This is a genomic window from Mesorhizobium sp. STM 4661 (assembly GCF_000359125.1).
Classification (GTDB): domain Bacteria; phylum Pseudomonadota; class Alphaproteobacteria; order Rhizobiales; family Rhizobiaceae; genus Mesorhizobium.
Window position 1 is genome coordinate 1 of record NZ_CAAF010000004.1, and the last position, 25571, is coordinate 25571.

Annotated in this window: 25 protein-coding genes and 1 riboswitch; of the genes, 21 read left to right on the forward strand and 4 right to left on the reverse strand. The window is 62.5% G+C overall.

Features of this window, described 5'->3' with window-relative positions; translation table 11 throughout:
* The first annotated feature begins 153 nt into the window (after nt 1–153).
* The 6 genes from MESS4_RS01045 (at nt 154) to MESS4_RS01070 (ending at nt 5029) form a co-directional block, all read left to right on the forward strand.
* The gene (locus tag MESS4_RS01045) at nt 154–720 is read left to right on the forward strand and encodes a sigma-70 family RNA polymerase sigma factor (protein ID WP_006325432.1); all 567 of its coding nucleotides are present in this window, start codon (nt 154–156) and stop codon (nt 718–720) included.
* Nucleotides 717–1385, forward strand: coding sequence for a hypothetical protein (locus MESS4_RS01050; RefSeq protein WP_006325434.1), 669 nt, complete (start codon nt 717–719; stop codon nt 1383–1385). The genes MESS4_RS01045 and MESS4_RS01050 overlap by 4 nt, the downstream gene beginning before the upstream one ends.
* Nucleotides 1375–2832, forward strand: coding sequence for a S8 family serine peptidase (locus MESS4_RS01055; RefSeq protein WP_006325441.1), 1458 nt, complete (start codon nt 1375–1377; stop codon nt 2830–2832). Before MESS4_RS01050 ends, MESS4_RS01055 begins: the two co-directional genes overlap by 11 nt.
* Before the next feature lie 186 nt (nt 2833–3018).
* Nucleotides 3019–3267, forward strand: a complete 249-nt coding sequence (locus MESS4_RS01060; protein WP_157385492.1) for a hypothetical protein — start codon at nt 3019–3021, stop codon at nt 3265–3267.
* Nucleotides 3268–3569: 302 nt separating this feature from the next.
* Nucleotides 3570–4586 carry a trypsin-like serine protease gene (locus MESS4_RS01065; RefSeq protein WP_006325444.1) on the forward strand — a complete coding sequence of 339 codons (1017 nt, stop codon included), beginning with the start codon at nt 3570–3572 and terminating at the stop codon, nt 4584–4586.
* 86 nt (nt 4587–4672) lie between these two features.
* Nucleotides 4673–5029: a hypothetical protein gene (locus MESS4_RS01070; protein ID WP_006325445.1), complete on the forward strand. Its 357-nt coding sequence runs from the start codon at nt 4673–4675 to the stop codon at nt 5027–5029.
* 213 nt (nt 5030–5242) lie between these two features.
* Here the strand turns inward: MESS4_RS01070 and MESS4_RS01075 are convergent, their stop codons facing one another.
* Both MESS4_RS01075 and MESS4_RS33155 read right to left on the reverse strand, forming a co-directional pair.
* Nucleotides 5243–6265, reverse strand: coding sequence for a substrate-binding domain-containing protein (locus MESS4_RS01075; protein WP_006325446.1), 1023 nt, complete (start codon nt 6263–6265; stop codon nt 5243–5245).
* Nucleotides 6266–6292: 27 nt separating this feature from the next.
* Entirely contained in the window at nt 6293–6559 is a 267-nt protein-coding gene (locus tag MESS4_RS33155; protein WP_157385493.1) for a hypothetical protein, read from the reverse strand.
* A gap of 69 nt (nt 6560–6628) precedes the next feature.
* On the opposite strand from MESS4_RS33155, the gene MESS4_RS01080 reads away from it, so the two are divergent.
* The 5 genes from MESS4_RS01080 to ugpC all read left to right on the forward strand — a co-directional run bounded on the left by MESS4_RS01080 (nt 6629) and on the right by ugpC (nt 13215).
* A complete protein-coding gene (locus tag MESS4_RS01080; protein ID WP_006325448.1) occupies nt 6629–7984 on the forward strand; it encodes an ABC transporter substrate-binding protein in 1356 nt (451 codons plus the stop codon).
* Nucleotides 7985–8233: 249 nt separating this feature from the next.
* Entirely contained in the window at nt 8234–9247 is a 1014-nt protein-coding gene (locus MESS4_RS01085; RefSeq protein WP_006325449.1) for a sugar ABC transporter permease, read from the forward strand.
* Nucleotide 9248: 1 nt separating this feature from the next.
* Nucleotides 9249–10403 (forward strand): carbohydrate ABC transporter permease, encoded by a 1155-nt coding sequence (locus tag MESS4_RS01090; RefSeq protein WP_006325456.1) that lies wholly within the window; start codon nt 9249–9251, stop codon nt 10401–10403.
* A 4-nt stretch (nt 10404–10407) separates the two neighbouring features.
* Complete coding sequence (locus tag MESS4_RS01095) at nt 10408–12072, forward strand: alpha-glucosidase (protein ID WP_006325457.1); 1665 nt, start codon at nt 10408–10410, stop codon at nt 12070–12072.
* A 30-nt stretch (nt 12073–12102) separates the two neighbouring features.
* Nucleotides 12103–13215 carry a sn-glycerol-3-phosphate ABC transporter ATP-binding protein UgpC gene (gene ugpC / locus MESS4_RS01100; RefSeq protein ID WP_006325458.1) on the forward strand — a complete coding sequence of 371 codons (1113 nt, stop codon included), beginning with the start codon at nt 12103–12105 and terminating at the stop codon, nt 13213–13215.
* 92 nt (nt 13216–13307) lie between these two features.
* On the opposite strand, the gene MESS4_RS01105 is transcribed toward ugpC, so the two are convergent.
* A complete protein-coding gene (locus MESS4_RS01105; RefSeq protein WP_006325460.1) occupies nt 13308–13544 on the reverse strand; it encodes a DUF680 domain-containing protein in 237 nt (78 codons plus the stop codon).
* A 130-nt stretch (nt 13545–13674) separates the two neighbouring features.
* Nucleotides 13675–13881 (reverse strand): DUF680 domain-containing protein, encoded by a 207-nt coding sequence (locus MESS4_RS01110; RefSeq protein WP_006325468.1) that lies wholly within the window; start codon nt 13879–13881, stop codon nt 13675–13677.
* Between the two features lie 507 nt (nt 13882–14388).
* A riboswitch (cobalamin riboswitch) is annotated at nt 14389–14593 on the forward strand.
* A 112-nt stretch (nt 14594–14705) separates the two neighbouring features.
* Between MESS4_RS01110 and MESS4_RS01115 the strand changes: the two genes are divergently transcribed.
* From MESS4_RS01115 to MESS4_RS01160, 10 genes are all read left to right on the forward strand, one after another.
* Nucleotides 14706–15953 carry an aromatic ring-hydroxylating dioxygenase subunit alpha gene (locus MESS4_RS01115; RefSeq protein WP_006325470.1) on the forward strand — a complete coding sequence of 416 codons (1248 nt, stop codon included), beginning with the start codon at nt 14706–14708 and terminating at the stop codon, nt 15951–15953.
* Between the two features lie 77 nt (nt 15954–16030).
* Nucleotides 16031–17131: a hybrid-cluster NAD(P)-dependent oxidoreductase gene (locus MESS4_RS01120; protein WP_006325471.1), complete on the forward strand. Its 1101-nt coding sequence runs from the start codon at nt 16031–16033 to the stop codon at nt 17129–17131.
* 165 nt (nt 17132–17296) lie between these two features.
* Nucleotides 17297–17725 (forward strand): PqqD family peptide modification chaperone, encoded by a 429-nt coding sequence (locus MESS4_RS01125; RefSeq protein WP_006325473.1) that lies wholly within the window; start codon nt 17297–17299, stop codon nt 17723–17725.
* A gap of 61 nt (nt 17726–17786) precedes the next feature.
* Nucleotides 17787–18836 carry a hypothetical protein gene (locus tag MESS4_RS01130; RefSeq protein ID WP_006325475.1) on the forward strand — a complete coding sequence of 350 codons (1050 nt, stop codon included), beginning with the start codon at nt 17787–17789 and terminating at the stop codon, nt 18834–18836.
* A complete protein-coding gene (locus MESS4_RS01135) occupies nt 18833–19582 on the forward strand; it encodes a glycosyltransferase family A protein (protein ID WP_006325477.1) in 750 nt (249 codons plus the stop codon). Before MESS4_RS01130 ends, MESS4_RS01135 begins: the two co-directional genes overlap by 4 nt.
* A 79-nt stretch (nt 19583–19661) precedes the next feature.
* On the forward strand, nt 19662–20414 hold the full coding sequence (locus MESS4_RS01140) for a glycosyltransferase family A protein (protein ID WP_006325479.1): 753 nt from the start codon (nt 19662–19664) through the stop codon (nt 20412–20414).
* Entirely contained in the window at nt 20414–21091 is a 678-nt protein-coding gene (locus MESS4_RS01145) for a glycosyltransferase family A protein (protein WP_006325482.1), read from the forward strand. The genes MESS4_RS01140 and MESS4_RS01145 overlap by 1 nt, the downstream gene beginning before the upstream one ends.
* A complete protein-coding gene (locus MESS4_RS01150; RefSeq protein ID WP_006325483.1) occupies nt 21091–22581 on the forward strand; it encodes a nucleotidyltransferase family protein in 1491 nt (496 codons plus the stop codon). Before MESS4_RS01145 ends, MESS4_RS01150 begins: the two co-directional genes overlap by 1 nt.
* Before the next feature lie 350 nt (nt 22582–22931).
* Nucleotides 22932–24410 (forward strand): sugar ABC transporter ATP-binding protein, encoded by a 1479-nt coding sequence (locus tag MESS4_RS01155; protein ID WP_006325484.1) that lies wholly within the window; start codon nt 22932–22934, stop codon nt 24408–24410.
* Nucleotides 24379–25491, forward strand: a complete 1113-nt coding sequence (locus MESS4_RS01160) for a sugar ABC transporter permease (protein ID WP_036240403.1) — start codon at nt 24379–24381, stop codon at nt 25489–25491. Before MESS4_RS01155 ends, MESS4_RS01160 begins: the two co-directional genes overlap by 32 nt.
* Nucleotides 25492–25571: the final 80 nt, after the last annotated feature.

A 25571-nucleotide genomic window follows, 5' to 3' on the forward strand; every position in this document is an offset into this window, starting at 1 on the left:
GCCTGCCGGCACCCGTATAGTGACGGGGAGAAGGGTGACACTCTGGCAACGCTCACTGTCTTCGGCTAGCTTTCGAAAATTCCTTGGCGGAGGATGAACCTTTTGGGGCCGATCAACGACAGAGCAGGCAGGAGCCAGGCGGCTCGAGCGGCCATGACGGCGGCGACGGAGACCGATCGCGCGCTTGTCGACCGGGTCGCGAAGGGCGACCGTGCCGCCGTGCGGCTCCTGTTCATGCGCCACCACGCGCGGGTCTACCGCTTCGTGGCGCGCCAGACGGGATCGGAAATGATGGCCGACGACATCGCAAACGAGGTCTTCCTCGAACTCTGGCGGCAGGCGCCCGGCTTCGAGGGGCGCTCGGAAGTCTCGACATGGCTGCTCGGCATTGCGCGCTTCAAGGCGCTGTCGGTCCTGCGCAAGAAGAAGGAGGACTGGATCGACGACGATGACGCGGCCCAGGTGCCCGACGGCGCCGATACGCCGGAAGTCGTCACCATGAAACAGGACAAGGGCGCCGCCTTGCGACGCTTCGTCGATACCTTGCCGGAAGAACACCGCACGGTGATCGACCTTGCCTATTACCACGGCCAGTCGGTGGCCGAGATCGGCGAGGTGCTCGGCATTCCGGTCGCCACCGTCAAGACCAGAATGTTCTATGCCCGCAAGAAACTCGGCGAAGCCTTGAAGGCCGCCGGTTACGACAGGGGGTGGCCATGAGCGCCGCTGAAAAGATGTCGCGCCGCGACGAAATGGAAACGCTGCTGCCGTTCTACCTGAACGGCTCGCTGGAAGGCTCGGACCTCGAAGCCGTCGAGGAATGGCTGGCGACCGATCCGGCAGCACTTGCTGCATTGGGCGAGACCGAGGCCGAATTCTCCGGCACCGCCGCCGCCAATGAGGCGATCCGCCCGCCGGCCGATGCGCTCAGCCGCTTCGCCAAGGCGCTTGACGCCGAGGCCGGGCCGGCACGCCAGCCAGCCTCATCGTCTTTCCTGGCGCAGGCGTGGAGCCGCTTCATGGCTGTGCCCGCCGGCGTCGCCTGGGCCGCGGCGGCGGCACTGCTTGCCCTGGTCATGGTGCAGTCGCTTGTCCAGCCCGGCGGCAAGGGCGGCGATTTCGAGATCGCCGGCGCGCAAGACGATCTGGCAAAAATGCCTTTCGCGCTGGTCAAGTTCAAGCTGGATGCAAAGATGTCCGACATCTCGGCCTTTCTCGGCCAGAACGAGCTGAAAATATCAGGCGGGCCGACCGCGGACGGCGTCTTCCGCATCGCCATCCCGGCCACGACCGCCGCCGACTATGGAAAAGTGCTCGGCCTTATTGCCGCCCAGCCTTTCGCGGATGCTGTGATCGAGGGAAGGAAACCGGCCAGTGGCGGCTAGAGCGGTCATCGGAGTTGTTGGATTTCTGCTGGCGGCGATCGCCGCCACGCCCGTTTTTGCGCAGGGCACGAACCAGCCGCAGCCGAAAACCGACTGTCTCGACCGGACAAACGCGGCCGGCGCCGACTGCGCCAAGGATGGCACTGGTGAAAAGCCCAGTGCAGGTACCACCGCGACTGGCGCCGTCTTTCTTCCGGCGCTGATCGTCGACCTGTTCCCCAATCCGGCGGGAGGCACTCCCTTGCCGACCCCCGATCCGCGCCGCGATCCGGCGAGCGGGGCGCTGCCGCCGCCAGTCCAACCCGCCGATGCGCAAACAGTACAGGTGGCCGTACCGGGCGGTCCGATCGTTTCGCCGACCGATCTGGTTGCGACCGAGCCGCCGCGCGCCATTGTCGGCGATTTCGTGCCCGACGAGGTGCTGGCGACTGTCGATGGCGATGCCGGCGCGGTCCAGCAGATCGCCGCCTCGTTCGGCCTCGAAGTGCGTTCGGAACGCCAGTCGCGGCTGCTCGGTACCACGCTGGTGCGCTTCGGCATTCCCGACGGCCGACCGGTCGGCGTCGTGCTGGCGCAGCTTGCCGCCGACGGCCGTGCCCTGCGGCGCGAGCCCAACCATGTCTATTCGCTGCAGCAGGCAGCCAGCATCGTCAACTATGCCTTCGAGCGCATCGCGCTCGATGCAAAAGAGGCCAGCGGCGAGAATGTGCGCGTCGCCGTCATCGACACCGGCATCGACGACACCAATCCGGCACTAAGCGGCGTCATCGCCGACCAGTTCGACGCCATGCCCAACGTGCCGATCGAAAAGCGCGATCACGGCACTTCGATCGACGGGCTGATCGCCGGCGTCGGTGCGCTGAAGGGCATGGCGCCGGGCGCCAAGATCTACCATGCCCGCGCCTTCGAGGACGGCAAGTCGACCATGGACGTCATCCTGTCGGCGCTGGACTGGGCGGCAAGCCAAGATGTGCGCATCATCAATATGAGCTTCGTCGGGCCGAAGAACGACCTGCTCGGCGTCGCCTGCCGCAATGCAAGGGCGCTCGGCATCGTGCTGGTCGCCGCCGCCGGCAATAACGGGCCGAAAGCACCCTATGGCTATCCGGCCGCCTTCGACGGCGTCATCGCGGTGACCGCCACCGATGCCAAGGATGGGCTGATGGCGCAGGCCAATCGCGGCGCCTATGTCTTCATCTCCGCCCCCGGCGTCGAGATGGTGGCGCCGAGCGGCGCCGGCTCGGATGTGGTCACCGGCACCTCGTTCGCAGCGGCGATCGTCACAGGTGCGATCGCCAACCTCTTTCATGCCGCGCCGGACCGTTCCGCCGACAATGTCGAGAAGGCACTGGCCGACACCGCCAGGGATCTTGGCCCCAAGGGCCGCGACAATGATTTCGGCTATGGCCTGCTGGATACGAAGGCGGCCGAGGCGGCGAAGGAATAGGCTCTGCGCCTGAAGCTTCTGTTTTATGCATTATCCCAGCACGTTTGGGCGACATGCAATAGGCTCGAACTCGTCGCCGCAGATGGAAGGCGGCTGTTAATCGGAGAGCTACCGATGGGTGATATATTCGTGTTGTAGGCCCGAACAGGGACTGCTTTGCACTGCGCGAAGATGGGAGCGCAAGAAATGCCTGAGCTTCTCGGCCCGAAAGGTCTTCTCACCAACATTCTTGGATTTGGGGTATTCATACCCGCATCGCTATTAATAGTCCTAATTGGATATGTGGTTATGAAAGACCTTCCAATTATGGACAGACAGGGGCGCTACATGAATTTTTTCTTCGAAAATCGAAAGAGAGAATGGAAGGCGATGCTCTCCCTTTGGCTTATCTTGGCCATGCTGTTGGCCGGCACTGCCATATCGTCAAAGTTCTAGACCTGTGTCCGGAACTCGATCGCTCGAAGTGGTTTCGACCCTAAGCCGGCGCACCGGCCACCGATCCCCTGACCACCAGGTCGACCGGCCAGACCTCGCCGCGGGCGCCCTCTTCCAGGCCGGAAATCCGCGCCGCCAGTCTTTTCATTCACTGAGCCGTGACGCCCGTAAGCCATCCGTAAGTCCGGTCCTGTCAGCTTCGCCTGATCGGCAGCGAGAAGACGTTGCGCACCTTTCGATCAGCTTGGCTGTCGAGGATGCGCATTTCGTCGGGGTCTGTCAGAGGCGGATAGGATGCTCCCATGTCAAACCGAAACCTGATGGAAGCAAAAATTGCTTGCATTGCCTTTCTGGTATTTTTGTCGCTCGGCGCCTCAACCGCGCTAGCACAGGAATGTGAAGACACTCCAGAGGGCCGTATCTGCCGTGTCGTTCAGCCCATCAGTGCTGGAACGGAAGTCGACGCGAACACACAGCGCGGACTCGGCCTTGTCACCATCAATGGCTGTTCGGGCACACTTCTCAATCGCTATTGGGTCCTGACCGCGCGCCACTGTGTCACGCAGGCGCCAGCCCCAGGGAGTGCGAGGACTGTAAATAATCCCATTTCCAATCCCCTTGTCCCGCCAGAGCAGGTGAGTGTCCGCGCGGATCCGTGGGCGCCTGGCCGGATGGTCGGCCGCGCATCGCGCATCGTCGATTTCGCGGCGAACCTCAATGCGTTCGCGGCGAACGTGAACACGACGGACATCCGTGACATCGTCCTTGTCTACCTGGGGCGTGCCGATCTTGGCCCCGTGGACAGCCAGCGAATCTACGCTATCGCGCTTGATCGAGGCGGTGGGTCTGTCGTCTTGAGTGGGCGTTTGAGAACGACTGACACGGTCACACAGTACGGCCGCGGCTTTTCCACATTCGCCACCGGCGCGTTTGGCGCTCCTGGAGCTGTGCCTGCGCAGGGTCTCGGCATATACCGCAGCGCGCAGTTCACCCCGTCCGGGATAACGGATTCCGGCTACGCTCTTGCCATGAACCCTGCCACTCAGGTGGGCCATGGCGGAGACAGCGGCGGACCTACCGTGGTCACGGTCAACGGCTTTGGAGTCGGTATTGCCGGCGTGCAGTCTACTTGCGGCCCGCCCGCCCCACCGCAAGGCTGGCTTTGGTCCACCGGCATCAACTTCTGCAATTACGTGTCGACCGAGCCATTCTTAAGCGAAATCATCAGTGCCATCAAAGAGTCGCCAGGCGTGGCTTGTGAAACGTCGGCTGCGTGCTCGTCCATGGAAACAACTAGTCTACTCTTGATGTTGGATTAGACGAATTCCGTTTCGTGTGATCCAGTCTCGTGAGGCTGGAAGACCTTCCAAAGCTTTCGTGAAGCAACGACAATATGGAGATGAACATGTTTGTTAAAAAATTTATTTACGGATTCATGCTCGTTGGAACGGTCGTCTTGGCCGACGCAAAGACAGTAAATGCTGCCCCCCAGTGGACAGAGTGGGGTCAGATCACTTCAATAGAGGCAGGCTGGGTCGCGGACGCAGCATCCCTGAGGCACTCGTCGACAACGATGGTAAACCCAAGTGCATGCCCGACCATCGACTATGGATACATGACGAACCCCGATGATGCGGGGCACAGCTGGTTCCACACCATCGCATTGAGCGCCTTCCTCAATAGGAAGCAAGTCGCCTTTTTGGTCGACGGCTGCTACGCGGATAAACCACGGATCATCTCAATCAAGATCCAAAATCCCTGAGCGACGGCCCGGTGGACATTACTGTGACATGATCCAATCGCCGAATTTTCGATGGCTCATCCGTCGGCAACGATCCAAGGCACCTTACTAGAGCGGTTCATCGTTTCACGGAAACGCCGAACCGCTCTGTCTCTTTGTTGTTGCGCAATTCCCAAGGGAAAGCGCTACGCGCTTTTCCCGGGAAAACCGTTTCACACTTTTCCTGGAATTGCTCTAGGCCGGCGCGCCGGCCACTGACCCCCGCACCACCAGATCGACCGGCCAGACCTCGCCTCGAGCCCCTTCCTCCAATCCGGATATCCGCGCCGCCAGGCGCTCGGCGACGCGCGCGCCGGCCAGGCGGATCGACGAGCGCGTCGTCGACAGCGGCACGGAAAAATTCTCCGGCTTCAGCCAGGGAAAGACGTCGTCATGGGCGATCAGCGACAGGTCGCCCGGAATGGTCAGGCCGAGATCGCGCACCGCGCGCACGACGCCGAGCGCCATGATCAGGCTGGAGCAGGCGATCGCCGTCGGCGCGTCGCCCTGCTCAAGCAGGCGCCTGGTGGCGCGGTAGCCGTTCTCCTCGGTCATGACCACGGAGCAGACATGGCGCTCGCCGAGCGTCAGGCCACTGGCGGCGAGCGCCCGGCGCACGCCGCGCTCGCGGTGGATGGCGAAGGTCTCGCGGTCGTCGCCATTGATCAGCGCCAGCCGCCGGTGGCCGAGCTGGACGAGCAGCCGGGCAGCCTCATGGAAGGCGCCCTCATTGTCGATGTCGGTGAAGGGATAGTCGAAATCGAAGCCTTCGCTGCGGCCATGGACGATGAAGGGGATGCCGAGCGTATTGACCAGCGCCACCCGCCGGTCGGCCGGCCGCGGCGAGGAGATATAGACGGCGTCAACCTGCCGGTTGGCGACGATGCGCCGATAGGTGGTCTCCTGGTCGTCGGCGTCGGCGGGAGACAGCACCAGGTCTAGTTCGTGCGAGCGGGCGTAGTCGCCGAGACCGGACAGGAACTCGACGAAATGCGGGTCGATGTCAACGCTGGTTCCGGTCGGCAGGACATAGCCGATCATCCCGGTCTTGCCGGTCGCCAGCCGGCGCGCGCTCGGGTTGGGGCGGTAGCCATGGCGCTTGGCGGCGTCCATCACCCGCCGACGCGTCTCCTCGTTGACCTCGGGGTAGCCGTTCAGCGCGCGGCTCACCGTGGTCTGCGAGAGCGACAGCATATGGGAGAGCTGCTTGAGGTTCACGGGAGGCCTCCAAGCCTCAAAGCGCTTTCAATTTTGAATTCCGCCCGCAATAAAAGCGGCGGAACCAGCGTCCGACAACCATAAGCAGTGTTGGAACCTGTTTGCAGCAAAAATTTCTGCTGCGCCGCCAAAAAAGCATGTTGCAGCGCACATTTTGTGCTCTTCATCGCAGAAATCAAATCGATTAGCCTGCCGACCCTCTTGACTTCCGGTCGATTCGGTGGCGAGATCAGAAAGGCCAAAGCGCTTTGAGAGACTTTGCGGAAGGTTGCGGTTCCCTTCCGACTGAGTCACAGTCCCGCAGCGCCGGCGGGCGGAATGGAGGTTCCGTCCGGTGTTTGTCACCACTGGGAGGAAATACCGATGAAGAAAATGCTTCTGCTGGGCGCCGCGTTTGCCACGCTCGCCCTGGGCGCACCGGCGCAAGCCGAATTGAAATTCAAGCCGGGCGAAGACCCCCGCTTCAACTGGGCGAATTACGAAGAGCTCAAGAAGGTCGACCTCAAGGGCGAGACGCTGTCGATCTTCGGGCCTTGGCGCGGCGAGGACGAGGGCCTGGTGCGCGGCGTTCTCGACTATTTCTCGGAAGCGACCGGCGTCGAGCTCAAATATTCCTCCTCGGAGAATTACGAACAGCAGATCGTCATCGACACGCAGGCCGGCAGCCCGCCCAACATCGCCGTGCTGCCGCAGCCGGGCCTGATCCAGGACCTGGCCTCGAAGGGCCTGCTGACGCCGCTTGGCGACGACACCGCCAATTGGGTGAAGGACAATTACGGCGCCGGCCAGTCCTGGGTCGATCTCGGAACCTTCAAGGACAAGGACGGCAAGCCGGGCTTCTTCGCCTTCCCCTACAAGGCCGACGTGAAGTCGCTGGTCTGGTACTCGCCGGACAATTTCGAGGAAGCCGGCTACACGGTGCCGAAGACGCAGGAAGAGCTGGCCGAGCTCGAAAAGAAGATCATCGCCGACGGCGGCACGCCGTGGTGCATCGGGCTCGGTTCGGGCGGCGCCACAGGCTGGCCGGCGACCGACTGGGTGGAAGACATCATGCTGCGCACCCAGTCGCCCGAGACCTACGACAAATGGGTGAAGAACGAAATCCCGTTCAACGATCCCGCGGTGGTCAACGCCATCGACATTTTCGGCAAGATCGCGACCGACGACAAGATGGTCGACGGTGGTGCCAAGGCGGTCGCCGCGACCGACTTCCGCGACAGCCCGAAGGGCCTCTTCTCGGTGCCGCCGAAATGCTATTTGCATCACCAGGCGTCGTTCATCCCGACCTTCTTCCCGGAAGGGACCAAAGTCGGCGAGGATGCGGACTTCTTCTACTTCCCGCCTTACGCCTCCAAGCCAGAACTCGGCACGCCGGTGCTCGGCGCCGGCACGCTGGCCATGATCACCAAGGATAGCAAGGCGGCGCGCGCGTTCATCGAATTCCTGAAGATGCCGCTCGCGCACGAGATCTGGATGGCCGAGGGCGGCTTCGTGACGCCGTTCAAGTCGGTCAACAAGGATGCCTATGCCAGCGACGCGCTGAGGAAGCAGGGCGAGATCCTCGCCAACGCCTCGACCTTCCGCTTCGATGGGTCCGACCTGATGCCGGGCAAGATCGGCGCCGGCGCCTTCTGGACCGGCATGATCGATCTGGTCGGCGGCAAGCCCGCCCAGGATGTCGCCAGCGACATCCAGAAGAGCTGGGACGCAATCAAGTAAGCGGCTGGCTTATCCAGCTGAACATTCGGATTACCGATCCTGAATGGATCCGGGCCGCAAGGGCCCGGATCCGACTGGCGGCCAGCGCCGCACCTGATGTCATGAGCACATAGACATTCCGGCATGAGGCGCGACCAGCAAGAGTGGAACCCTGCTTTGCATCCGGTCGCGCAAACAACTTAAATCGGCGCACGATCCCGTCGACAAAGCCATTACCGATTGGCGGATCAAGCGCAGGGGGAGGGACCCATGGCAGCTCAGATTTTCTCGGCCATATTCGTCATCATCGTCGGCGTCGGCGGCTGCGTCGCCTATTTCTGGGGCGCCAACAAGCTGGTGGACATTATTTTCCCGTCGCGCGGCGTCAAGGGCGCAGCAGCTATCGACAACCTGCGCCGGCAAGGAATGATCCGCCCCTGGCTGTTCGTCGGCCCGGCCATGATCATCCTCACCATCTACCTGATCTACCCGGTGGTCGAAACGCTGAGGCTGTCGTTCCTCGATCGCGGCGGCGCCAATTTCGTCGGCCTCGCCAACTACCAATGGGCGTTTGGCGACCGCGAGTTCCGCAACTCCATCCTCAACAACATCATCTGGCTGGCGGTCGTGCCGGCCGCCTGCACCTTCCTCGGGCTGATCATCGCCGTGCTCACCGACAAGATCTGGTGGGGCACCATCGCCAAGAGCCTGATCTTCCTGCCGCTGGCCATCTCCTTCGTCGGCGCCAGCGTCATCTGGAAATTCATCTACGAATATCGCGGCGAGGGCCAGACGCAGATCGGCCTGCTCAACGCCATCATCCAGTATTTCGGCGGCCAGCCGCAGGTCTGGATATCGCTGTCGTTCTGGAACAATTTCTTCCTGATGATCATCCTGATCTGGATCCAGACCGGCTTTGCCATGGTCATCCTGTCCTCGGCCTTGCGAGGCATTCCCGAAGAGACGCTGGAAGCGGCCGTCATCGACGGCGCCAATCCGTTCCAGATCTTCTGGAAAATCATGGTGCCGCAGATATGGGGGACGATCGCCGTGGTTTGGACGACGATCACCATCCTGGTGCTGAAGGTCTTCGACATCGTGCTGACCATGACCAACGGCCAGTGGAACAGCCAGGTTCTGGCCAATCTGATGTTCGACTGGATGTTCCGCGGCGGCGGCGATTTCGGCCGCGGCGCCACCATCGCCATCATCATCATGATCGCGGTCATTCCGATCATGGTCTGGAACATCCGCCAGGCGAACAAAGAGACGGGAGGACATTGAGATGGCTGTCACGACCGGAAAGTCCTTTGTCGGCCGCTTCGGCGTCCATATCGCCGTGCTGATTTTCGTCGCCATCTGGACCGTGCCGACGCTCGGCATTCTCGTCTCGTCACTGCGCGACAAGGATCAGATCATCGCCTCGGGCTGGTGGAACTCGTTCGCCAGTTCCAGCCAGACGGAAGCGGGCCGGCTGCCGCCCGCCTCGGCGCAAGTCGAGAAAGACGGCAAGTTCGTGCTCGAGGGCAACATCTTCGGCGACGGCGCCGCCCGCAACATCAGCGCCTTCGGCGTCAAGTCGGCCGCGCCGACGCAATATCCCGCCGGCACGACGGCCGACCTTGGCGACGGCGTCACGCTTCAGCTCAACGCCGCTGGCGGTTTCGTCATGACCTCGCCAAAGGCCTTCGAGGGCGTGCGCGGCCAGCGCGTCTACTATGCCTCGTCGGCGCCGCCGAAATTCACCACCGACAACTACAGGACGGTGCTGTTTTCGGAAGGCATCGGCCGCTCCTTCATGAACTCGCTGACCGTCACCATTCCGGCGACCGTCATCCCGATCCTGATCGCGGCATTCGCCGCCTACGCGCTGGCCTGGATGCGCTTTCCCGGCCGGGCGCTGCTGATCGCGGTCATCATCGGCCTCCTGGTGGTGCCGCTGCAGATGTCGCTGATCCCGCTGCTGAAGCTCTACAACGGCGTCGGCTCTTTCTTCGGCGTGCCGTCCAAAACCTATCTCGGCATCTGGCTGGCGCATACCGGTTTCGGCCTGCCCTTCGCCATCTATCTCTTGCGCAGCTACATTGCCGGCCTGCCGCGCGAGATCATGGAATCGGCGCGCATCGACGGCGCCAGCGATTTCGAGATCTTCGTCAAGATCGTGTTGCCGCTGTCGTTCCCGGTGCTGGCCTCGTTCGCCATATTCCAATTCCTCTGGGTATGGAACGATCTGCTGGTGGCGATGGTTTTCCTGGGTACCGAGGGGGACCAGATCGTGCTAACCGCCAAGCTCAATGCGTTGCTCGGCTCGCGCGGCGGCGACTGGGAGATCCTGACGACATCGGCCTTCGTGACCATCATCGTGCCGCTGATCGTGTTCTTCTCGCTGCAGCGCTATTTCGTCCGCGGGCTGCTCGCCGGCTCGGTGAAAGGAGGTTGAGACCATGCAATCGGCTCTGAAAGCGACCGCGAAGCCCGACCTCGCCGTCGACCGTGACTGGTGGCGCGGCGCGGTGATCTACCAGATCTATCCGCGCAGCTACCAGGACTCCAACGGCGACGGCATCGGCGATCTCAAGGGCATCATCGGCAGGCTCCCCTACATCGCGTCGCTTGGCATCGACGCCATCTGGATCTCGCCATTCTTCAAGTCGCCGATGAAGGATTTCGGCTACGACGTGTCTGACTATTGCGACGTCGATCCGATGTTCGGCACGCTGGCCGACTTCGATGCGCTGACCGCGGAAGCGCACAGGCTGGGCCTCAAGATGATGATCGACGAGGTGCTGTCGCATACCGCCGACAGCCATCCCTGGTTCAGGGAAAGCCGCGCGAGCCGCACCAACCCCAAGGCGGACTGGTATGTCTGGGCCGACGCCAGGCCGGACGGCACGCCGCCCAACAACTGGCTGTCGATCTTCGGCGGTTCGGCGTGGCAGTGGGACACCAGCCGGCAGCAATATTATCTGCACAATTTCCTGGCCGAACAGCCCGACCTCAACTTCCACAGCCGCGCGGTCCAGGACGCGCTGCTCGACGTCACCCGCTTCTGGCTGGAGCGCGGCGTCGACGGCTTCCGCCTCGACACCATCAATTTCTACTTCCACAGCCAAGGCCTGGAGAACAATCCGCCGCTGCCGCCGGAGGAGCGCAACGACCAGACGGCGCCCGCCGTGAACCCCTACAATTACCAGGACCATCTCTACGACAAGAGTCGCCCGGAAAACCTCGGCTTCCTCGAACGCTTCCGCGCGCTGCTCGACGAATATCCGGCGACGGCCGCGGTCGGCGAGGTCGGCGATTCGCAGCGCGGGCTGGACGTGGTGGCGGCCTACACCGCCGGCGGCAAGCGTGTGCACATGTGCTACTCGTTCGATTTCCTGGCGCCCGAAAAGATCAGCGCGGCCAAGGTGCGCTCGGTGCTGGAAGCCTTCGGCAAGGTCGCCAGCGACGGCTGGTCGTGCTGGGCCTTCTCCAACCATGACGTGATGCGCCCTGCCTCGCGCTGGGCCGCGGACGAGGCCGACCAGACCGCCTATCTCAAGGTGATCTCGGCGCTGCTGATGTCCTTGCGCGGCTCGGTCTGCATCTATCAGGGCGAGGAGCTTGGTCTTGGCGAAGCCGAGCTGAAATTCGAGGACCTGCAGGATCCCTACGGCATCCGCTTCTGGCCGGAGTTCAAGGGCCGCGACGGCTGCCGCACGCCGATGGTCTGGGACGGCGGCGCTCAAAATGGCGGCTTCTCGACGGCAAGGCCATGGCTGCCGGTGCCGGACAAGCACCTTGCGCAGGCGGTCAATGTGCAGCAGGGCGACGACAAGTCGCTGCTCGAACACTATCGGCGCTTTCTCTCCTTCCGCCGCCTGCATCCGGCGTTGGCCAAGGGCGATATCGACTTCATCGAAAGCGAGGGCGACACCGTCGCCTTCACACGGCGCGAGGGCAACGAGCAGATCGTCTGCGCCTTCAATCTCGGCAGCCGACCGGCCGAAATCGATCTCGGCGGCCGCTCGCTGCAGCCCTTGCCGGGGCACGGGTTTTCAGGACAGACTGAAGCCGGCTCCATCCGCCTCGGCGGCTACGGCGCCTGGTTCGGGCGCATCGACTGAATTGCGAGAGGAATTCACTGGAGGGAAATCATGGCCGATGTCACGCTAAGACAAGTGAAAAAGTCATATGGCAACCTGCACATTCTCCACGGCATCGATCTCGACATAAGGTCGGGTGAATTCATCGTCTTCGTCGGCCCTTCGGGTTGCGGCAAGTCTACCTTGCTGCGCTCCATCGCCGGACTGGAGGAGATCACGTCGGGCGAACTCAAGATCGCCGGCGAGGTGGTCAACGACGTGCCGCCGTCGAAGCGCGGCATCGCCATGGTGTTCCAGTCCTATGCGCTCTACCCGCACATGACCGTCTACGACAACATGGCGTTCTCGATGAAGATCGGCAAGGAGAGCAAGGCCGAGATCGACAAGCGGGTGCGTCAGGCAGCGGAGATCCTGCAGCTGACCAAATATCTCGACCGCCTACCCAAGGCGATGTCGGGCGGCCAGCGCCAGCGCGTCGCTATCGGCCGCGCCATCGTGCGCAATCCAAAAGTCTTCCTGTTCGACGAACCGCTGTCGAACCTTGACGCAGCACTGCGCGTCGCGACCCGCATCGAGATCGCCAAGCTCAAGGAATCGATGCCTGCCACAACGATGATCTACGTCACTCACGACCAGGTCGAGGCGATGACGCTGGCCGACCGTATCGTGGTGCTCAAGGAGGGCCATATCGAGCAGGTCGGCACGCCGATGGACCTCTACAAGAAACCCGGCAATCTGTTTGTCGCGCAGTTCATTGGCTCGCCGGCCATGAACATCCTGCCGGCCACCATCGACAAATCGGGCAATCCAACCATCGTCAGCCATGTCGGCGGACGCAAGGCGACGGTGCCGATCGCCACACCGGCGTCAGCGAAGGGCGCATCGGTGAGCTTCGGTGTGCGGCCGGAGGATCTGGTGATCGCCACCGGCGCGGATTACCTGTTCGAGGGAACGGTGGACTATGTCGAGCAGCTCGGCGAGGTGCAGCTGATCTATGTCGACATCGGCCGTGCCGACCTGCCTTTGGTGACCAAGCTGCCTGGCAATGTCGAGGTCAAGCGCGGGACGAAGTTGCGGCTGAGCGCGGATGCCGGCGACCTCCACATCTTCGACGCCGACGGACATTCCTTCGCACTCCACAAGGCGGAAGCAAAGGCGGCCTGACGGCGGCGCGTTCGGATCGAACTGCTGGCGGCAGTGCAAAAAAACAAGAGCGGCGGGCTGTGCCCGCCGCTCTTGTGTATTCCGGTCGGCTGTTATCGGCCGAAGAGGTTGCGGTCGCTGCCCTGAGGGGCGGACTTCTGTACGTCGCCCGACGAATTGAGCAGCTTGTAGACCGGCGAACCGGTGTTGCGCACCGAAGACGTCTGGGTGTTGTCGACGTTGACGGTCGCCTGCTTGTTGATGTCGGTCCCGCCAACATGGTCGTTGGCGGCATAGGCGCTGCCGGCCGCAATCAAAAGCGCGGCGGCAGTAAGAACAATCTTCTTCATTTTTGGTACTCCTGGATTTCATATGCCGGGATTTCGTATCCCGGCAGGGCGGCGGGCAACCCGCCGCTCCCTGTCTGATCGACCATGATCTTGCCGAACCCAAGGTTCGAGACCATGAGCCACGATCGGCTTAGTTATTGCCGAACAGGTTGCGGTCGCTGCCGTGCGTGACAGGCTTTTCGGCAGCCGGTTCCGACTTCTGAGTGGAGGCCGTGTACGAACTGTCAACTGCGGCGGCAGGCTGGTTCGCACCATTGGAACCATAGTTGTCGCTACCAGCGAAGGCGCTGCCGGTGATGGCCAGAAAGGCGGCGGCGGTAAGAGCGATCTTTTTCATTTTTTGGTACTCCAGATATCTTAGTTGTCTGTCCGTCCGGCGGCGTGTCCTGGGAGGAATTCGCGTCGTTCGGACAGCCCCGATGTGGGAAAGCCATCCGGCAGTTTCCAATCACGAAGTTGTTCCGCTTGGACCATGACTCTACACCTTGTAATTGTGCCACGGCCTCCTACTACCGAATTTTTTATCAGTATTATCAATTGGTTATCTTAAATTGGCTTGCGCATCACCAAGTGTGTCGGAGCGCCAGTGTTCACACCGTCCTGCACGCACCGTCAACAGAAACGAACCGTTCGGTTCGATTTTAGAGCCAGCTAATAGTCACCTTTGGAGACTGTTAACCTTTATTGCCCCGTGGCTCGGATTCGATGGTGACGGCAGCCGACAATGGCAGCCGGCAAAATGGGGTTTCAGCCCTGCAGTTACCAGCTTGCAGGTTTCGCCGGCTGTGTCGCGCCGCATGGATACGATGTCGCTTTCATGCCGACAGTCGGCCGGCCGTCGTGATTAGATCATGGCATCTCAGGTGCTGTCTCGTGACGACGAGGCGGAGAATTGGGAAGCCGGTCAAAGTCCGGCGCTGCCCCCGCAACGGTGGTGGAGTTCAAGTCGCAACGGGAGACCACTGGGCCAAATGCCTGGGAAGGTGTCGCGATGAGTCCGCAAGGACAACTCCAGAGCCCGGAAACCAGCCCGAGGTGGTTGAACTCGACTGATCGCGGTGGGCGGTCAAGAGGTGGATAGAGCATGCCGGCCCTTCGCCGGCCTGCAGGCGATCCTTCCTCCATCACCACCAGTTCAGTCCTTAGCCAAGAGGACAGGACATGGATACGCGCAACGACATGCTGAGGCTCTTGCACAGCCGCAGGGAAGGATTTTCGCTGGAGCAGCCTTTCTACATCGATCCTGATTTCTTCAGGCTCGACATGGAGCTGATCTGGTATCGCGACTGGCTGTTCATCGGCCATGATTGCGAATTGCCGAAACCGGGCAGCTACCTCACCGCCCAGATCGGCGACTATCCGATCGTGCTGGTGCGCGACCAGCAAGGCAAGATCAACGCCTTCCACAATTCCTGCCGGCATCGCGGCAGCCGCGTCTGCAACGCTGACAAGGGCACCGCGGCCAAGCTCGTCTGCCCCTATCACCAGTGGACCTATGAGCTGGACGGAAGGCTGCTGTTCGCCCGCCAGATGGCGGACGGTTTCGACAAGAGCCAGTTCGGCCTGAAACCGGTCGCCTGCGAAAGCGTCGGCGGCTACATCTTCATCTGCCTGGCCAAGGAACCGGCGGACTTCGCCCCGATGCGCGCTATGATCGAACCCTATCTGTTGCCGCACCGGCTGCGCGAGGCAAAGGTCGCCTTTGAATCGACCATCGTCGAGAAGGGCAACTGGAAGCTCGTCTGGGAAAACAACCGCGAGTGCTATCATTGCGCCGGCAACCATCCGGAACTGTGCAAGACCTTCCCGGAAGCACCAACGGTGACCGGCGTGCAAGGCGCCGACAGCGATCCGGAGATGCTGGCGCACTGGGCGAAATGCGAGGCGGCGGGCCTGCCAAGCAAATTCCGCATCGATCCGGCCGGGCAATATCGCGCCACCCGCGCGCCGCTGCTGCGCGACGCCGTCAGCTACACGATGACGGGCAAGCGCGCCGTGAAGAAGAACCTTTCCGACAGCGTTGCCGCGGACCGCATCGGCTCGCTGCTGCTCTACCACTATCCGACGACCTGGAATCATATCCTCGGCGATCACGCCGTCACTTTCCGCGTGCTGCCGATCAGCGCCACGGAAACGGCTGTCACGACCAAATGGCTGGTCCACAAGGATGCGGTCGAAGGCGTCGACTACGATCTCGCCGAGCTCACCCATGTCTGGACCGAGACCAACGACCAGGACCGCCGCATCGTCGAGGAGAACGCCTTCGGCATCCTGTCGCCGGCCTATGAGCCAGGCCCCTATTCGGAACTGCATGAAGGCGGTGTCATCCAGTTCGTCGAATGGTACGCCGCCTTCATCGGGCCACGCCTTGCCGAAGGCGACCGGCCGGCGCTGCGCAGCGTCGCCTAGTGCATGTCGCCCAAAAGTGGGCAGCGGTTTTGGGATCACGAAATGCACAAAACAAAAAGGACCGGGGGATGAATGCGATGACCGACCTTGGTCTCTACCGCCATCTCGACGAGATGGCGCCGTGGAACGACCGGCTGCAGGTGCTGGAAGTGATCGGCGTCAGCGACGAGGCGCCTGACGTGAAGACCTTCACCTTCCGCTCCGACAACCAGACCTGGTTCCGCTACAAGCCTGGGCAGTTCGTGACGCTGGAATTGCCGACCGCCGATGGTCCACTGATGCGCACCTATACGCTGTCGTCGTCGCCGTCGCGGCCGTTCTCGATCGCGGTGACGGTAAAAGCGCAGGCCGGCAGCATCGGCACGCGCTGGATGTTCGACAATCTGAAGCCCGGCGTTCATGTGAAGGCCTATGGGCCGACTGGCGACTTTTCGCTGCACAGCCACCCGGCGGCCAAATATCTGCTCATTTCGGCAGGCTCCGGCGTGACGCCGATGATGTCGATGCTGCGCTGGCTGAACGACTGCGCGCCATGGACCGATGTCGGCTTCGTCAACTGCGCGCGGCGGCCCGAGGAGATCATCTTCCGCAAGGAACTCGAACTGCTGGGCAGCCGCATGCCGGGCCTCACGCTCGGCTTCATGATCGAGGAACGTTCCAGCCGCGAGGGCTGGTTCGGCCATATGGGCCGGATCGACGCGATCAGGCTGCCGCTGCTGGCGCCCGATTTCCGCGAGCGCGAAATCTTCTGCTGCGGCCCCGATCCGTTCATGCGCGCTGTGCGGCAGATGCTGGAGGCTGCCGGCTTCGACATGGACAGCTACCACCAGGAGAGCTTTGCCGCACCCGCCGTGGAGGAAATACCGGCTCCCTTTGCCTCGCCGGCGGGAGGCGGGACCGAGATGCCCGCCGCGGCCGCAACGCCGATCCGATTCTCGCTTTCGGATGTCGATGCCGAATGCCTTGCCGGCCAGACCGTGCTGCAGACGGCGCGCGCCTCGGGCGTCAGAATCCCCGCGGCCTGCGAATTCGGCCTGTGCGGCACCTGCAAGGTGATGAAGATCTCGGGCAGCGTCGAGATGAGCCACAATGGTGGCATCCTCGACCACGAGATCGACGACGGCTTCATCCTGGCCTGCTGTTCGAAGCCGCTGACGGCAATCGAGATCGAAGCTTGAAGGGTCTTTCGACCACCTGTCCCGCGCAACTTGTGCCGGGCCGATCCTTGGCCGGCGCTCTATCTTGCCAAGGAAGGGCCAACTGGCTAGATGCTTTGCCAGCGGCGGGGCGGACCGCGACGACCGGCGATTCGCTTTCCGTGCGTCTGAGGCGGGGAAGGAACGATGCAACAATTGGTCTATGCGGTGGCGAGCAAGGACATTGTTTTTGAGTCCTTCGACGGCGAAGCCGTCGTCCTCGACCTTTCGACAGGGAAATATTTCGGCTTCTCCGATTCGGGCAGCAGGATCTGGGAAGCGCTGTCATCCGGTGTTGCCGCCCATGCATTGGTCGGACAGACGGCGGGCGGGGCGACGATAAGATTGGCCGAGCTCGACGGCTTCATTTCACAACTGCTCGAATTCGGCCTGCTCACGCCTGCGGCCGATGCCTCAGCGCAACCCATTTCGGGTGCTTTTCTTGCGGAACTCGCCGGCACCAGAGAGCCCCTCAAGGTCGATATCCATGACGACCTTGCCGATCTCATCGTGGTCGACCCGATCCATGAGGTCGAGGAACCTCTCGGCTGGCCGGCGGTCAAACAGGCGTCCTGAAACACAAGGAGCGGCCCGGTCGCCCCTTCGCCATATCGGGCGATACTGGAACATGTCAGCCATGCCGCGCGTCACCCTCCAATCCCTGTCGGACTATGCCCGCTATGTGCTGGCTGCGGCGGAAAGCGCTGCCGCGGACTATGCCGTCACCACGAAGGTCGACTTGCCGCGACTGGAGCTGACGGCGCATCTGAGCCCTGGCCCGCTGGCGGCGGCAATCGATCAGGCTTTTGTCCGGGCGCCGGATGATCGAACGGCAACAGGCGACTGCCGCATTTTCGTTGCCAACCCCAACATTGAGGGCATTCCCGTCCCGGCGAGCTGGGGCCAGGCCTATTTCACGCATCATGCCTTCGCCACCAGTCTGGCCGAGGCCGGACTGCGCGGCAACCACTACCACGACCTGGATTTCTGGCAGTTCTACGATCCGGAACGCCGCGTCGGCGTGCAGTTGATGGCGTCGCCTGAGGCTTTTCCGCCATGGGAGCCTAGCGCGCCGCTGCGCGCCTTCCTGCATTGGGAATATGCGGCGCGCGGCATGCGGCTGGCCCATGCCGGCACGCTGGGTATCGATGGCAAAGGCGTTCTGCTGGCCGGCTCGGGCGGCGCCGGCAAATCGGGAACGGTCGTCGCCGGCCTGCTCAACGGGCTGGACAGCGTCGGCGACGACTATGTGCTGATCGATGCGGCCGATGGCGTGAGAGCCCATCCGCTGTTTGCCACGCTGAAGCAGGATCCCAAAGGTTTCCAGCGGCTCGGGCTGAAGCACAGATTGACGTCTTATGGTCCGCTGAACTGGCAAGGCAAGCATCAGTTCCGCATCGATGACATCGCGGCGCGGCCCGTGCCCGCAAGTCTGGACATCGTCGCGCTGCTGGTGCCACATATCGGCGGAGGTGAAGCAAGCTCGATCATGCCCGTGTCGCGCAAGGACGCCATGATTGCATTGGCGCCGTCCGGAATCGCTCAGATGCCGGGCGAGCGGGAAAGCGGCTTTCGCTTCTTCAGCGACCTCACGCGCCTGCTGCCATGCTACCGCCTGTCGCTGGGGACGCGACCGGAGGAGATCGCCGGAACGATTTCGGCGTTTCTCGCGCGGGGCACGCCATGAAGGTGAGCGTGATCATGCCCGCCTACAACCGCGAGCGCTACATCGTTTCCGCGCTGCGCTCCCTGCTCAGGCAACGCGACGCCGCCGACCTCGACATCGTCGTCGTCGATGACGGCTCGACCGACGGCACGGCCGACGCCGTGCGCGCGATGATGGGCCAGACGTCGTGCATCCGCCTGTTCCAGCAAGCCAATATGGGCGTCGCCAAGGCGCGCAACACCGGACTGAGGCAGCTGCTGCCGGAGACGCGTTTCGTGTCGTTTCTCGATTCCGACGACATCTCGCCGGCCGGACGCTTCAAGGCCGATCTTGCCTGTTTCGAGGCAGATCCCGATCTGGACCTGACCTATTCGCTGATGACGCTGGTCGACGGTATAGACGACGAGACGCTGGAACCGGCCGCCGACTGCCGCTCGATGGTCGTTCGAGGAGTTTCGCTGGGTGCCGGGATATTCAGCAGGACGCTTGTCGATCGAACCGGCGGCTTCGATGAGGCGTTCAGTCAGGCTGAGGACACCGACTACCTGCTGCGCGTCTTTGAACGCGGTCCCCGATATATGCTGTCCGACACTGTCGCACTCTACTACCGGCGTCACCCTGGCAATGCGACCAGGGAGCCTGGCGTTCCAGTTCGCGAGTATCTGCGTGCGATCCACAAATCGATGCGCCGGCGCAAGGCCGATCCTTCGCTCCACCAGGTCCAAGGTATTTTCGAATTGAAGAGTCCTGCTGATTGGCGGATGTAACATGCCTAACGAGTGGGTTGTCATCGCCGAGAGACATGGTCGGACGCTCAGCCCTGGCGCGTCTGGCCCGGAGTGACGCATGAAGCTGAGCGTGATCATGCCTGTCTACAACCGCGAAAAATACGTCGGTTCGGCGCTGCGTTCGCTGCTCAGGCAATGCGATGACGCCGATCTCGACATCATCGTGGTCGATGACGGTTCGACCGATGCTTCGGCAGCGACGGTGCGCTCGCTGATCAAGCAGGCGCCATGCATCCGCCTGTTCCAGCAAGACAATATGGGTGTCACCAAGGCACGCAATGCCGGGCTGAAGCAATTGCTGCCGGAAACGCGATTGGTATCGTTTCTCGATTCGGACGACATCTCGCCCGCCGGCCGCTTCAGGGTCGATCTTGCCTGTTTCGCGGCCGACCCCGACCTTGACCTGACCTATTCACGGATGACGCTTATAGACAGTATAGACGACGAGACGCTGGAACCGGCCGCCGACAGCCATTCCATAACCGTTCGCGGGATCCATCTGTCCGCCGGCATTTTCGCCCGGGATCTTGTTGAGCGGATCGGCGGCTTCGACGAGGACTTCAACCAGGCCGAGGACACCGACTACCTGCTGCGCGTCTTCGAGAGCGGTCCGAGATTCCTCATGCCCGAAACTGTTGCCCTCTATTACCGACGCCACCCCGGCAACATGACCAAGGAAAAGAATGTGCCCTTTCGCGAATTCATGCGCGCTATCCACAAATCGATAAAACGGCGCAAGGCCAATCCTTCCCTGCACGCCGTCGACGGTATATTCGATTTCAAAGACCTCGCGCATTGGCGTTTCCTGTAATGTCGGGCTACGGCGTCGTTGTTCCAGCCTTCAACGCGGCCACCACCATCGCCGAGACGTTGGGATCGGTCGTGGCTCAGTCGATCAAACCCGACGCCATCGTCGTCGTCGACGACGGCTCGACCGACGACATGGCGGCCGTGATCGATGCGCTGAACCTGAAGGTGCGGCTGCTGCGCCAGGAAAACGCGGGGCCTGGCAGCGCCACGACCAGAGGCATTGCCGCGCTGTCGACGCCGTTCATCGCGACGCTCGATGCCGACGATTTGTGGTTGCCGACCAAGATCGAAGAACAGCTTGCGCATCTCAGGCGATTTCCGCGGACATCGGGCGTTTTTACCCATTGGCGCAACTTCCGCCATGACCGGCCCGATGCGCCGGACGCCGTAACCGTGCCCGGCTGGTCGCGTTCGACAATGATGATCCGCCGCACGGTCTTCGATGCCGTCGGGCCGATCGTCGATCCGCCGGGTGGCCGCGGCGAAATGATCGACTGGATCGCCCGGGCACGCGAGGCGGGCCTGGTTCTCGATATGCTGAATGAGGCGCTGACATTGCGTCGCATCAGGCCCGGCAGCCTGTCCTATGGGCGCGATGCCACGCGCGACCGCGGCTATCTCGAGGTCGCCCGGCTCGCCATGCAGCGCCGGGCGCGAAACAAGGCGGAACCCAATTGATGGCCAGGACGATCCGGCGTATCGGCCGCCGGTTTCCGGACTATGGCTGGTCCTGGCCCACCGGCAAGCTCGACCAATTGCTCAAGGCGGCGCTTCTTCCAGATAAGGAAGCGGCCTGCCAATACGCAATGCGCTGGCTTGACGAGAACGACATCGACCTCGTCTCCTTTCGCGAGCACCGGCTGCTCGCCGCGATTTCCGACAGGTTCGGCAGGAAGCTTGCCGTCCATGCCGCCTATCCGCGCCTTGTCGGCCTGCAAAAGATGCTGTGGACCAAATCGCGGATGGCGATGCGCGAGGCCGAGCCGGCGCTGAAGGCGATGGTGGAAGCCGGATCGGCGGTCATGTTGATCAAGGGCGCCAGCCGCATTGCCGTCAATGCGTCGGCACAGCGCGGCCGGGTGGCGCATGACATCGACATATTGGTGCGCCCGCAGGACATGCTCGCCGCCTTCGACGTGCTACGCGACCGCGACTGGCAGATCGCCACCGGCGTCAGCCCGCAATATCTCAGGGCCAGATTGTCGTCCGTGCGGTCGATGAACTTCTTCAAGGGCAGTTTCGGCGATATCGACCTGCACCAGTTCGGCTACGACGGATCACAATCCAGCTGGGAAGACGATTTGGCGATCTGGCGGCGGGCGATAGCGGCCGAATTCAGCGGCGTCAGCGTGTTTGTTCCCTCGCCGGCCGATCGCATCGCGCTCGCCATCGCGCATGGCGGTCTCGACGCCCACACCCATAGCGACTGGCTGGTCGATTGCGCGGTGGCCATCGATGGCGGCGATGTCGACTGGGATGTGTTCGTCGATATCGCGGCAAAGCGCGGCCTGGCCGTTGCGGCGGCGGTGGCGCTCTCCTATCTCGCACTGGAGATCGGCATTGCAGTGCCCGAGACGCCCCTGGCAAGGACAGTGGCGATGGCGGATCGCGCCGGCCTGTCGCGCTGGTCCTCGGTGCTGCAAGCCAAGCCGCGCACGGATTTCGGCGGTCTCGTCTGGCTGTCGCGCGGATTTGCCAAGCAGCTGCGCTTGAAGCGCAAGAAAGGCCGACTGCGGCAATCGGCGCCTGATATCGTCTGGCGCGGCAAATCGGCCATACACAAGGCGAAGACGGCGCCAGCGCCATTCGTGCTTTCACAGACGATTCCCTATCCCCAGACGGCTCCCTATTTGGAAATGACTGGCGACATGATGCTTGACGTGACGGTCAGGATCGCCGTTCCGCCGGTCCGGCGCCGCATTGAAATGGAGATCAATGCCGCCGGCCGGCATGTCGCCCGCTTGCGGTCCATGGCGATCAGCCGCTCCGGTGGTGAAAGGGTGCTGCACTTTCGCGGCAAGGTGACGCTTGACGGTGCAGGCCAGGCGTTGGTGCTCGAGGCCCGGCCGTCCCGCCAGTTCCGGCAGTGGGACAATGAGGCGACTGTCGCCACCTATGGCGCGCTGCCGTTCCAATTGCTGTCGGCGCGCTTTTCGCCACTCGGCTGAAGCCACCGCACGAGGGAACCCGCAGGTACAGGCAAGTGGCCGGATGATCCGGCGCCGCGTGGCATGCAGTCCCTGCAAATGCTGATGCGGCGCTTTGATCTTGACTTCCAGCAGCACGATCCGATCATGACCGATCCTGCCCCGGCACAATCGTGATAGCCATATCTATTTGTTTTTCAATGGCTTTTCTCGAAAACCGAGCTTCATCTCGATGGGCCATGCGCTAAAACTCTCGACGTGACTTGACATTTGTCGACCATAAATTGACTATTGTCACATTCGATGCCTTGGGCGGAGGTCACCAGCGTCGATCGGCTCCAAGGATTGCCGAATACACGGGAGGAGAGAACGTGGAGCTTTTGCTCGATGTTGAAGGGCTGAAAAAGTCCTTTGGTGGCGTCGCCGCCTTGCGCGACGGCCGCTTTCAGCTTCGTGCCGGCACGGTTCATGCGCTCTGCGGCGGCAACGGCGCAGGCAAATCAACCTTTCTCAGGATATTGATGGGCATCTTCAGCCGCGATGCCGGCTCGATCCGCCGCCGCGGCAAGGAGGTGGAATTCGCAAATCCGGCCGACGCACTGGCCTCGGGCATCGCCATCATCGAGCAGGAACTCAGCCCTGTTCCCCACATGACGGTTGCCGAGAACATCTATCTCGGCCGCGAGCCCAAGGCGCGGTTCGGCGGCATCGATTTCCGCGCGATGAACCGGTCCGCGCAAGGACTGCTGGACGATCTCGAATTCGATATCCGGGCCACGCAGTACATGATGAACCTCTCGGTTGCGCGGATGCAGCTCGTCGAGATCGCCAAGGCGCTCAGTCACGACGCGGAGGTCATCTTCATGGATGAGCCGACCTCGGCGATCGGCGAGCGGGAAGCACAGCACCTGTTCGCCGCGATCCGCCGCCTGCAGGCGCAAGGGCGCGGCATCGTCTATGTTTCCCACCGCCTGTCGGAGATCTTCCAGATCGCCGATTCCTACACGGTCTTTCGCGATGGCGCCTATGTCGGCAGCGGGGCGCTTGCTGACATCGATCGACCCGGCCTGATCCGCATGATCGTCGGCCGCGAACTGTCGGAGGAATTCGCCAAGACCAACACGCCGACATCGGAACCCGGTATCGAGGTTGCCGCGCTCACTTGCCCGAACAAGATCGAGGACATCTCGTTTTCGGTGCACAAGGGCGAGATTTTCGGCATTTACGGCCTGATGGGAGCCGGTCGGACGGAGATCTTCAACTGCCTGTTCGGGCTCGACAGGCCTTCGGCGGGAAGCATCAAGGTCGACGGGACCGAGGTCAGCATTGCAAAGCCTGCGGATGCGATGGCGCATGGTCTGGCGCTGGTCACCGAGGACCGCAAGCTGACCGGTCTCAATCTCGCCGATTCCGTGCGCGCCAACATCTGCATGGCGAGCCTGCCTGAAATGAGCCCCGCCTTCGCCATGGATCGGGCGCGGGAGGCGGACGCAAGCCGCGGCATGCGGGAAAAGTTTCAGATCAAGGCGGCCCGCGACACGATGCCGGTTTCCAGCCTTTCAGGCGGCAACCAGCAGAAGGTGGTGCTCGGAAAATGGTTCCTTCGCAATCCGAAGGTGCTGCTTCTGGACGAGCCGACGCGCGGCGTCGATGTCGGCGCCAAGCGTGAAATCTACCGGATCATCAGCGACTTCGCGGCGTCCGGCGGCACGGTCGTGATGATCTCGTCGGAAATCGACGAGGTTCTCGGCATGTCGGACCGGATCATGGTGATGCGCGCCGGCAAAAGTGCCGGAACCTTCAGCCGGGAGGAAACGGATGCCCAGTCGCTCGTCCATCTATCAACCTGAACAGGGACAGGGTGTTCGCTCAATGGCAGAGGAATCAGTGATGTCGGTTGGCGACAACAAGAATGCGAAGAGCGGGAAGAATGCGAACGGCGGCAAGAATGCAAATAGCTGGTTCGGTTCGGAGCAGCGCCGGCTGTTGATCCAGGAATACGGCATCTTCCTTGCTTTCCTGATCCTGGTAGCGGTTCTCTCGGTCTCCAACGAGTTCTTCCTTACGGCCGGCAACATCTCGAACGTGCTGCTGCAGACCTCGATCAACGGCGTTCTCGCCATCGGCATGACTTTCGTCATCCTGACGCGCGGCATCGATCTCTCGGTCGGTTCCGTCGTCGCGCTAGCCGGCATCGTCAGCGCGAGCTTCGTGACCAGTTCCGCGACCGCCGGGATTGCCGGCGCGCCCTATCCGGTCGCCCTGGGGCTCGGCATCGGCCTGCTGGTCGGCATTGCCTGCGGCGCCGTCTCCGGCGTGATCGTATCGCGGTTTTCGGTGCCGGCCTTCGTGGCGACGCTGGGCATGCTGTCGGCGGCACGCGGAATGACCCTCATCTATGGCGGAGGCCGTCCCGTTCCCGCGCTGACGCCGGCCTTCCGCTGGATCGGCACAGGCAACATCCTTGGCATACCCGCGCCGGTCGTCATTCTGGCTGTCGTGTTCGCCGTCTCCTGGTGGATCCTCAACCGCACCCGTTTTGGCCGCTACATCTATGCCGTCGGCGGCAACCCTCATGCGGCCAGGACCTCGGGCATCAACATCACCCGCACGCAGTTCGCCGTCTATGTCATCTCCGGCGGTCTTGCCGGGCTCGCCGGGATGCTGCTCAGCGCCCGCACCGGTTCCGCCCTGCCCCAGGCCGGTATTGCCTATGAACTGGACGCGATCGCGGCGGTGGTGATCGGTGGAACCAGCCTTTCTGGAGGCGTCGGCCGGGTGACCGGCACGCTGATCGGCGCGCTGATCATCGGCGTCATGAACAACGGTCTCGATCTGATGGGTATCCAATCCTATTACCAGCAAGTCCTCAAGGGCGCCCTGATCGTTGGCGCCGTGATGCTTGATCAGAAAAGAAACTACGGGGCCTAGCGCATCGGACCCAAAGCGGGACCCGGTTCGGGTCTGATGCCTAGGCCCCTTCCGGTACCGGACCTGCAACACGCGCGTCC

What these genes read in the sequence shown, in the direction of transcription:
- MESS4_RS01045 (WP_006325432.1), top strand. Translation starts at nt 154, where the DNA reads ATGACGGCGGCGACGGAGACCGATCGCGCGCTTGTCGACCGGGTCGCG.
- MESS4_RS01050 (WP_006325434.1), top strand. Translation starts at nt 717, where the DNA reads ATGAGCGCCGCTGAAAAGATGTCGCGCCGCGACGAAATGGAAACGCTG.
- MESS4_RS01060 (WP_157385492.1), top strand. Translation starts at nt 3,019, where the DNA reads ATGCCTGAGCTTCTCGGCCCGAAAGGTCTTCTCACCAACATTCTTGGA.
- MESS4_RS01065 (WP_006325444.1), top strand. Translation starts at nt 3,570, where the DNA reads ATGTCAAACCGAAACCTGATGGAAGCAAAAATTGCTTGCATTGCCTTT.
- MESS4_RS01070 (WP_006325445.1), top strand. Translation starts at nt 4,673, where the DNA reads ATGTTTGTTAAAAAATTTATTTACGGATTCATGCTCGTTGGAACGGTC.
- MESS4_RS01080 (WP_006325448.1), top strand. Translation starts at nt 6,629, where the DNA reads ATGAAGAAAATGCTTCTGCTGGGCGCCGCGTTTGCCACGCTCGCCCTG.
- MESS4_RS01085 (WP_006325449.1), top strand. Translation starts at nt 8,234, where the DNA reads ATGGCAGCTCAGATTTTCTCGGCCATATTCGTCATCATCGTCGGCGTC.
- MESS4_RS01090 (WP_006325456.1), top strand. Translation starts at nt 9,249, where the DNA reads ATGGCTGTCACGACCGGAAAGTCCTTTGTCGGCCGCTTCGGCGTCCAT.
- MESS4_RS01095 (WP_006325457.1), top strand. Translation starts at nt 10,408, where the DNA reads ATGCAATCGGCTCTGAAAGCGACCGCGAAGCCCGACCTCGCCGTCGAC.
- ugpC (WP_006325458.1), top strand. Translation starts at nt 12,103, where the DNA reads ATGGCCGATGTCACGCTAAGACAAGTGAAAAAGTCATATGGCAACCTG.
- MESS4_RS01105 (WP_006325460.1), bottom strand. Translation starts at nt 13,544, where the DNA reads ATGAAGAAGATTGTTCTTACTGCCGCCGCGCTTTTGATTGCGGCCGGC.
- MESS4_RS01110 (WP_006325468.1), bottom strand. Translation starts at nt 13,881, where the DNA reads ATGAAAAAGATCGCTCTTACCGCCGCCGCCTTTCTGGCCATCACCGGC.
- MESS4_RS01115 (WP_006325470.1), top strand. Translation starts at nt 14,706, where the DNA reads ATGGATACGCGCAACGACATGCTGAGGCTCTTGCACAGCCGCAGGGAA.
- MESS4_RS01120 (WP_006325471.1), top strand. Translation starts at nt 16,031, where the DNA reads ATGACCGACCTTGGTCTCTACCGCCATCTCGACGAGATGGCGCCGTGG.
- MESS4_RS01125 (WP_006325473.1), top strand. Translation starts at nt 17,297, where the DNA reads ATGCAACAATTGGTCTATGCGGTGGCGAGCAAGGACATTGTTTTTGAG.
- MESS4_RS01130 (WP_006325475.1), top strand. Translation starts at nt 17,787, where the DNA reads ATGCCGCGCGTCACCCTCCAATCCCTGTCGGACTATGCCCGCTATGTG.
- MESS4_RS01135 (WP_006325477.1), top strand. Translation starts at nt 18,833, where the DNA reads ATGAAGGTGAGCGTGATCATGCCCGCCTACAACCGCGAGCGCTACATC.
- MESS4_RS01140 (WP_006325479.1), top strand. Translation starts at nt 19,662, where the DNA reads ATGAAGCTGAGCGTGATCATGCCTGTCTACAACCGCGAAAAATACGTC.
- MESS4_RS01145 (WP_006325482.1), top strand. Translation starts at nt 20,414, where the DNA reads ATGTCGGGCTACGGCGTCGTTGTTCCAGCCTTCAACGCGGCCACCACC.
- MESS4_RS01150 (WP_006325483.1), top strand. Translation starts at nt 21,091, where the DNA reads ATGGCCAGGACGATCCGGCGTATCGGCCGCCGGTTTCCGGACTATGGC.
- MESS4_RS01160 (WP_036240403.1), top strand. Translation starts at nt 24,379, where the DNA reads ATGCCCAGTCGCTCGTCCATCTATCAACCTGAACAGGGACAGGGTGTT.